This window comes from Psychrobacter sp. UBA2514, from assembly GCF_002341255.1.
Lineage (GTDB): Bacteria > Pseudomonadota > Gammaproteobacteria > Pseudomonadales > Moraxellaceae > Psychrobacter > Psychrobacter pacificensis.
Genome location: NZ_DDNS01000040.1, coordinates 7349 through 7903 on the forward strand (window position 1 = coordinate 7349; position 555 = coordinate 7903).

General features: G+C 45.6%; 1 protein-coding gene. It reads right to left on the reverse strand.

All coding sequences use genetic code 11. The features are described 5' to 3' along the window. Positions 1 to 238 precede the first annotated feature (238 nt). The coding region (locus tag B3V51_RS10620) for an oxidoreductase C-terminal domain-containing protein (RefSeq protein WP_286708393.1) at positions 239 to 555 on the reverse strand (317 nt) is incomplete at its 5' end.

The window sequence follows — 555 nt, forward strand, 5'->3', positions numbered from 1 at the left end:
CGTGATACGGATACCGCCGACTAAGTCAGCCTCATTGGTCCAGCCCGCTGTCTCTCGATAGCAGCAGTTTAATAACCGCTCAAGTGCGCCAATATCACTCGCGTCAGCCTGACGTAAAAATACGGCATCTTTGCTCAAATTACTTTTATTCATATTATAGTGTTCCTTTTTTATTTATAAAAAAACTGGCCTAGTTTCCTAAGCCAGCTTAAATACTAATACTTATCTGTCTATAGTACTAGCGCGATAATGCATGCGCCTGGTCAATCATATCAAACCCTGCATTAAGCTGTGCGCGCGTTGGTGCATGACCTCGGCGTAATAGTTCAGAGAAAGCAACCAGCTCTTTATCACGTCCAAGCGTACTTGCCGCACTCGCACGTGTATCCGCACCTTCGTCATCAAAATAATATTCGATATAGTCGAGCGTATCTGGCGTACCAAATAGGATATTGTGATCGGGCGTTGGCGCATGACCGCTATAGCGTAGGCTTTTGCCATATTGCATGGTCCAAAAGAAGGGAATGCGCGCCTCTAGCGAATCGACATTGTCAT